Origin of the sequence: Exiguobacterium sp. OS-77 (genome assembly GCF_000414195.2) — a bacterium.
Classification (GTDB): Bacteria; Bacillota; Bacilli; order Exiguobacteriales; family Exiguobacteriaceae; genus Exiguobacterium_A; species Exiguobacterium_A indicum.
In genome coordinates, this window is the sequence record NZ_DF239010.1 from 33,986 (window position 1) to 41,393 (window position 7,408).

Annotated in this window: 8 protein-coding genes; all 8 read left to right on the forward strand. The window is 48.6% G+C overall.

The genetic code is table 11. The annotated features are described in order from the left end of the window. The first annotated feature begins 50 nt into the window (after positions 1 to 50). The 8 genes from EXG77_RS16195 (at position 51) to lysS (ending at position 7,141) form a co-directional block, all read left to right on the forward strand. Positions 51 to 1,436, forward strand: coding sequence for an anthranilate synthase component I family protein (locus tag EXG77_RS16195; protein ID WP_035399503.1), 1,386 nt, complete (start codon positions 51 to 53; stop codon positions 1,434 to 1,436). After that, positions 1,433 to 2,014, forward strand: a complete 582-nt coding sequence (locus EXG77_RS16200; RefSeq protein WP_029343065.1) for an aminodeoxychorismate/anthranilate synthase component II — start codon at positions 1,433 to 1,435, stop codon at positions 2,012 to 2,014. Before EXG77_RS16195 ends, EXG77_RS16200 begins: the two co-directional genes overlap by 4 nt. Further along, positions 1,998 to 2,837 carry an aminotransferase class IV gene (locus EXG77_RS16205; RefSeq protein WP_035399506.1) on the forward strand — a complete coding sequence of 280 codons (840 nt, stop codon included), beginning with the start codon at positions 1,998 to 2,000 and terminating at the stop codon, positions 2,835 to 2,837. The genes EXG77_RS16200 and EXG77_RS16205 overlap by 17 nt, the downstream gene beginning before the upstream one ends. Next, the gene (folP, locus tag EXG77_RS16210) at positions 2,834 to 3,619 is read left to right on the forward strand and encodes a dihydropteroate synthase (protein WP_023466570.1); all 786 of its coding nucleotides are present in this window, start codon (positions 2,834 to 2,836) and stop codon (positions 3,617 to 3,619) included. Before EXG77_RS16205 ends, folP begins: the two co-directional genes overlap by 4 nt. A gap of 2 nt (positions 3,620 to 3,621) precedes the next feature. Next, positions 3,622 to 3,993 carry a dihydroneopterin aldolase gene (gene folB, locus EXG77_RS16215; RefSeq protein ID WP_023466572.1) on the forward strand — a complete coding sequence of 124 codons (372 nt, stop codon included), beginning with the start codon at positions 3,622 to 3,624 and terminating at the stop codon, positions 3,991 to 3,993. Next, positions 3,990 to 4,505 carry a 2-amino-4-hydroxy-6-hydroxymethyldihydropteridine diphosphokinase gene (gene folK / locus EXG77_RS16220; protein ID WP_023466573.1) on the forward strand — a complete coding sequence of 172 codons (516 nt, stop codon included), beginning with the start codon at positions 3,990 to 3,992 and terminating at the stop codon, positions 4,503 to 4,505. The genes folB and folK overlap by 4 nt, the downstream gene beginning before the upstream one ends. Further along, entirely contained in the window at positions 4,505 to 5,497 is a 993-nt protein-coding gene (dusB, locus tag EXG77_RS16225) for a tRNA dihydrouridine synthase DusB (protein WP_023466575.1), read from the forward strand. The genes folK and dusB overlap by 1 nt, the downstream gene beginning before the upstream one ends. A gap of 162 nt (positions 5,498 to 5,659) precedes the next feature. Then, positions 5,660 to 7,141: a lysine--tRNA ligase gene (gene lysS / locus EXG77_RS16230; protein ID WP_145981747.1), complete on the forward strand. Its 1,482-nt coding sequence runs from the start codon at positions 5,660 to 5,662 to the stop codon at positions 7,139 to 7,141. Positions 7,142 to 7,408: the final 267 nt, after the last annotated feature.

Sequence of the window (7,408 nt, forward strand, 5' to 3'; positions counted from 1 at the left end):
TACTTTTTTGCGTATAATGAGAGCAGAATAGTGTGAAGTGGGGGACGCGTATGCGACAGACGAAATACAAAGCAGTACCATGGACGAAAGAACAATTTTACAATCGATATGTTGAACAGACGAATGGCACAACGGGACACGTCTGGCTCGAAAGCGGTCGAATCGGCCGGTATACGATGGCGGCGACTCGTCCTGTCGGATACGTTCGGACAAAGGACGGAACGACGACGATTGAGACAGATGGAAAAGTCGAGACATCGACGGTGAATCCGTTTGATGTACTCGAACGACTTCGCGTCGACCGTGAATCAGTCCGACCGGATGGAATGCCACCGTTCTTTGGTGGGTTTGCCGGATACGTCAGTTATGATGCCGTCCGTTATTTAGAAAAGCTACCTGAACGAGCGATGGATGATTTGCAAACACCCGATCTATCATTTTACTGGTACGATGAAGTCGCCGTGTTTGATGAAGAAACGAAGCAGTTGTTCATTGCCGTGACACGAGACACAGCAGAAGAAGCAGAGCGAGTTCTTGAAACGGAAGTCGCGCGTTGGTGCATCGAGACGGATGCACCTCAATTTACAGCGACTGGTTTATCAGGTGAGCGAGAACGGGCTTTCGGGCAGGAAGCGTTCATGACAGCGGCACACCGGATTAAATCCTATATTGAGGACGGTGACGTTTTCCAAGTTAATTTGTCCGTCCGTCAACAGGAACCGCTTGGGACGACAGCGGAACATTTGTATGATGTATTACGACAAGTCAATCCTTCTCCATACATGGGTTACTTTGCGGATGAAGATTTAACACTCGTGTCCGCCTCACCCGAGTTGCTCGTCGAAAAAATCGGCGATGCGTTAGCGACACGTCCGATTGCGGGAACACGACCACGCGGGAAGGATGAAGCAGAAGATTTACGACTTGCGAAAACCTTACTCGATAATGAAAAAGAACGGGCAGAGCATGTGATGCTCGTTGATTTAGAGCGGAATGATTTAGGACGCGTCAGTCGTTATGGTACGGTTCATGTCGATGAGCTGATGGTGATCGAAAAATACTCGCACGTACAACACATCGTCTCAAATGTCAGAGGGGAAGTAGCTCCAGAACATTCCGGGAGTCAGGTGCTCGCTGCGATGTTCCCAGGTGGTACGATCACTGGCGCACCAAAAATCCGGACGATGGAAATCATTGAAGAACTGGAACCGGTCCGGCGCGGTATCTACACTGGGTCACTTGGCTTCATCAGTTGGGCGGATGATGCCATTTTCAACATCTTGATCCGGACACTCGTCGCAAAAAACGGGATGGCATATGTCCAAGCAGGTGCTGGAGTCGTTACGGACTCGGACGCAGCACGTGAATACGAAGAGTCACTTAGTAAAGCAAAGGCGTTATGGGTGACAAAAGAAACAGCGGAGGGAACGCAATGATTGTATTGATTGATAACTATGATTCCTTTACGTACAACTTAGTCCAGTATTTCGGCGAACTCGGACAAGACATCCGGGTATTTCGCAACGACGCGATCACCCTTGCGGAAATCGAAGCGTTGCAACCGGATCATCTGGTCATCTCACCGGGCCCCTGTACACCGAATGAAGCGGGGATCAGTCTAGAAGCGATTGCTTATTTTGCTGGGAAGGTGCCGATACTAGGGGTCTGCTTAGGTCATCAAGCGATTGGACAAGTATTCGGTGGTAAAGTCGTCCGCGCGAAGGAATTGATGCACGGAAAAGTCTCGCCACTGACGCATGACGGACAAGGCATCTTTGAACGAATCCCACAAGCGACGCCGGTGACACGTTATCACTCGCTCGTCGTTGAACGCGAGACATTCCCGGAAGTGCTCGAAGTGACGGCGGAAGCCGGTGGGGAGATCATGGCACTCCGTCACCGGACGTTGCCGATTCTCGGTGTCCAGTTCCATCCGGAAGCGATTTTGACGCGAGACGGGAAGCAGATGTTAAAAAATTTCTTGGAGTTGACGCATTATGTATCTCTGGCATGACGGAACCATTAAACGAGAAGAAGAAGTACGCATCTCCCCGCTCGATCACGGATTCGTCTACGGGATGGGTGTATTCGAGACGTTTCGGACCTATAACGGACATCCGTTTTTGTTCGATGATCATATTGAACGCTTACGGATGAGTTGTGTCGCACTCGGAATCCAGCTAGCATATGATCGGGAAGCCTTACGGCAAGCGATCCAAGATTTATATGCGGCATATGGGGCGAACGATTTATACATTCGGTTGAACGTCTCTGCCGGTCCACGTGAGATCGGTTTATCAATCGATCCTTACGACACGCCGACCGTGTTGATCTATGCGAAACCAATCGCTCCGCGAAAACGGGCGGAACGTGCACTCGAGACGATTCGTTTACCGCGCAGTACACCGGAGACGACTTACCGCTTGAAGTCACATCATTACATGAACAATCTAGTGGCGAAACGCCAATTGTTCAATCCGGAAGCAGAAGGGTTGTTTTTGACGAAGGAAGGTCATGTCTGTGAGGGCATTACGTCAAACATCTTTTGGCGTTACGGAAGTACATGGTATACGTCACCGCTTGAAACCGGTGCACTGAACGGGATTACCCGTCAGTTCCTCATGCAATATGTACCGGTCGAAGAACGCTTGGCTTATTTACCGCAGCTCGAAGAAGCAGATGAGATCATCTATACGAATTCCGTTCAGGAAGCGGTCGCTATTTCGTCACTTGACGGACACCCTTTCCCTGGAATCAACGGAACAGGATATGCACAAATCATGACGCTGTTCGATCAATCCGTCGAACAGGTGACGACAAGGAGAGAACAACGATGACTTACATCATGGGTATCTTGAACGTGACACCGGACTCCTTTTCGGACGGTGGACAATATGTCGATGTCGAGCAAGCGATGCGGCAAGCGCGTCAGCTCGTCGCGGATGGAGCAGATGCAATCGATGTCGGTGGAGAATCGACACGACCGGGTGCAGCATTCGTATCAGTCGAAGAAGAACTCACCCGTGTTTTACCGATCATCAAGCGCATCAAACGAGAGCTGAACGTCCTCGTATCGATCGATACGTACAAACCGGTCGTCGCAGAGGCTGCTATTGAAGCAGGAGCAGATATCATCAACGATGTTTGGGGCTCGAAGTGGGGCGATCGTTCGATGGTCAACGTTGCTGCGCAGTATAAAGTACCCATCATTTTGATGCATAACCGGGAGACGGCGCATGGGACAGATATGCTGGCAGAAGTCCGGGCTGACCTTGAGGAATCGATTCGGTTAGCAAAACAGGCAGGCGTAGCGGAAGAGCATATTTGGCTCGACCCTGGGATTGGATTCATGAAGACGCATGAAGAGAACTTGTACCTGATGCGTCATCTATCGATCGTAACGGACTTCGGGTATCCGGTTTTACTCGGAACGTCCCGTAAATCGATGATCGGACTTGCGCTCGGATTACCGACAGAAGAACGACTCGAAGGAACGATTGCGACGGTGTGTTACGGAATTCAACAAGGATGTGACTGGATGCGTGTGCATGACGTCAAAGAAGTCAAACGGGCAGCGCAGATGATGGACATCATGTTGGCTGCGACGAAGGGGGAATAACGGTGGATCGAATTCATGTAACAGGAATGCGTTTTTATGGGTACCACGGTGTATTCGCAGAAGAGACGAAACTCGGTCAACGCTTCAATGTCGACTTATCGATCGGACTTGCATTGGCAGAAGCCGGTCGGACGGATGATTTGACGAAAAGTGTCAATTACGCCGAATTGTATGAAGCGACGAAACGTGTCGTCGAAGGAGAACCGCTCCAACTCGTCGAAGCCTTGGCGGACCGTATTGCAAAAGCAGTATTTGCGTTAGACGAACGAATTCAAGAAGCGTCGATCAAGGTCATCAAACCGGATCCGCCGATTGCCGGTCATTATGAACATGTGGCGGTCGAGATCAATCGCCTTCGGGAGGACTATGCATGAAGGAAGCTTACATTGCACTCGGCTCGAACATCGGCGATAAAGCGGCTCACTTAAGAGCAGCGATTGCTCGCCTGAGAGCATTACCGTCCGTTCATGACGTAAAGACCTCTTCCATTTATGAGACGGTACCTGTCGGGTATCTCGAGCAGGATTTATTCTATAATATGGTCGTCGCGATTCAAACGACGGATGAGGCATCTGTCTTACTTGGGCGACTGCAGGAAATTGAACAGCTAGAAGGACGCGAGCGTTTGTTCAAAAATGGACCACGAACGCTTGACTTAGATATTTTGCTATATGAGGAAGAACGCATTGACCTCGAAGGATTAACCGTTCCGCATCCGCGGATGCAAGAGCGGGCATTCGTCCTCGCACCATTACGTGAACTCGCAGCAACATGCGTCATACCCGGTCTTGAGCAAAGTGTCGAGCAGTTGTATCAGCAGTTACCAGAGACAGAACGAAACGGTGTACGACGGTTAGGTGGGCTTTTAGAAGCGGAGGAACAATAATGGAATTTAACATTGGTGATGTCAAACTGAAGAATCAAGTCATCTTGGCACCGATGGCAGGCGTCTGTAATCCGGCGTTTCGGTTAATTGCAAAGGAATTTGGTGCGGGACTCGTCTGTGCGGAGATGGTCAGCGATAAAGGGATCTTGTACGAGAACGAACGAACGCTTCAGATGCTGTACGTAGATGAACGGGAAAAACCGCTCAGCCTTCAAATCTATGGCGGTTCAAAAGAGACACTCGTTCAAGCGGCACGATATGTCGAAGCGAACACGAATGCCGATATCATTGACATCAACATGGGCTGTCCGGTCCCGAAAGTCACGAAAAGTGATGCTGGAGCGAAATGGTTGCTTGATCCGGATAAGGTATATGAGATGGTCCATGCGGTGACGCAAGCGATCGATAAACCCGTTACTGTTAAGATGCGGACCGGCTGGGACAGTCATCACATCTATTGTGTTGATAATGTCAAAGCGGCAGAAGCGGGTGGTGCGAAAGCCGTTGCCATCCACGGGCGGACACGTTCGCAAAAGTATGAAGGGGTCGCAGACTGGAACATCATTGGCGAAGCGAAAAAAGCGGTCAACATTCCGATCATCGGAAATGGAGATGTTCAGACGCCGCAAGATGCAAAACGGATGATTGATGAGATCGGCGTCGACGGTGTCATGATCGGACGGGCAGCTCTCGGGAACCCGTGGATGTTGTATCAGACGATCCAGTATCTCGAATCAGGAACGCTTCCGGCAGAACCGACGGCGCGTGAGAAGATTGATATCTGTCTCTTACACGCCACACGACTAGTCGCGCTAAAGGGAGAAGAACTCGCCGTACGCGAAATGCGGACACATGTCGCCTGGTATTTGAAAGGAATGAAGGGGAACGGTCGCGTTCGCAATGCGTTATTCAATATCGACACACACGCAGGACTCGTCGAACTGTTACAGCAGTACTTGCAGACACTCGAAGAAGACGTAGCATATGCCTAACAGGTAAAGTATAGTCGGACAGCGTCGTTTTGTGGTACGCTAGTTGCATTGAAGATGAGCGTATCGGTTTTCTAAAAGGGCTGTCGGTCATTCCGACAGCTTTTTATTCGAGAGAATCGTCGTGAACCATTATTAAAAGGAGTGAAGACAGTGAGTCAGGATATGGAAATGAACGATCAAATGCAGGTGCGTCTCGGTAAGATGAACGCCATGCGTGAACAAGGTCTCGATCCATTCGGCGCACGTTTTGAACGTTCGACGGATACTGCGAGCATTCGTGCATCATTTGGTGAACATACAAAAGAAGAATTAGCTGAACTAAAACCGGAAGTTGCGATCGCGGGTCGTGTCATGACGACACGTCGTAAAGGGAAGGTTGGCTTTACGAATGTTCAGGATGTACAAGGTCAAATTCAGTTGTATGTCCGTAAAGATGACATCGGTGAAGAGGCGTACGAGATTTATAAGACATGTGACTTAGGTGACATCGTTGGAATTCAAGGATATGTGTTCAAAACGAATGTTGGTGAACTGTCTGTTCACGTTACAGCATTTACGTTATTAACAAAATCGTTACGTCCGCTTCCGGATAAATATCACGGATTAAAAGATATCGAACAACGCTACCGTCAGCGTTACCTCGACCTCATTACGAATCAAGAATCACGTGAGACATTCATCGCGCGGAGTAAAGTCATTCGTGGAATTCGTCAATATCTCGATAACCTCGGATACTTGGAAGTCGAAACACCAATGTTGCATACGATTGCGGGTGGAGCATCGGCTCGTCCGTTCATCACGCATCATAATGCACTCGACATGACGCTTTACATGCGGATTGCGATCGAGCTCCATTTGAAACGTTTGATCGTCGGTGGACTTGAGAAAGTCTACGAAATCGGTCGTGTGTTCCGTAATGAAGGAATCTCAACACGCCATAACCCAGAGTTTACGATGATCGAACTCTATGAAGCGTATGCGGATTATAAAGACATCATGAACTTAACAGAGAACCTGATCGCTCACGTCGCGCAAGAAGTACTCGGTACGACACAAGTCACTTACGGAGAAGACGTCATCGATCTATCTGTCGGTTGGAAACGAGCACACATGGTAGATCTCGTTAAAGAAGCGACAGGTGTCGACTTCTTTGAACAGATTTCAAACGAACGTGCCCTCGAACTAGCGCATGAACACGGTGTTGAAGTCCAGTCACACATGACGACGGGACATATCTTGAATGAGTTCTTCGAACAAAAAGTAGAAGAAACACTCGTTCAACCAACATTCGTCTATGGTCATCCTGTTGAAGTATCACCACTTGCGAAGAAAAATCCAGAGGATCCACGCTTTACGGATCGCTTTGAATTATTCATCGTCCGTCGTGAACATGCGAATGCCTTCACGGAATTGAACGATCCAATCGATCAACGTGAACGTTTCGAAGCACAACTCGTCGAAAAAGAAGCAGGAAACGACGAAGCACATGAAATGGATACAGACTTCATTGAAGCACTCGAGTACGGTATGCCGCCAACGGGTGGTCTTGGCATCGGGATCGATCGTCTCGTCATGTTGTTGACGAATGCGCCATCGATTCGTGATGTGTTACTCTTCCCGACAATGCGTCACCAACAAAATTAATGAGTAGAGCTCCGTTTCTTCTATAGCTTATAGAAGGAACGGAGCGTTCTTTTTGAAGTCAATGTAGGGATAAACGAGTCAAAAAACGGGTAAATAAAACTTTTTAAATGTTTTTCTAATAAAATGCTTGTACGATTTAAAAAGCCATGGTATATTACTTCTTGTGCCGCGAATGGTCGTGACACACAAAAATAAATATCAAAAAAGTTGTTGACAATCGGGTTGATAACTTGTTAAGATATTAAAGTCGCTGAAAACGACACGACG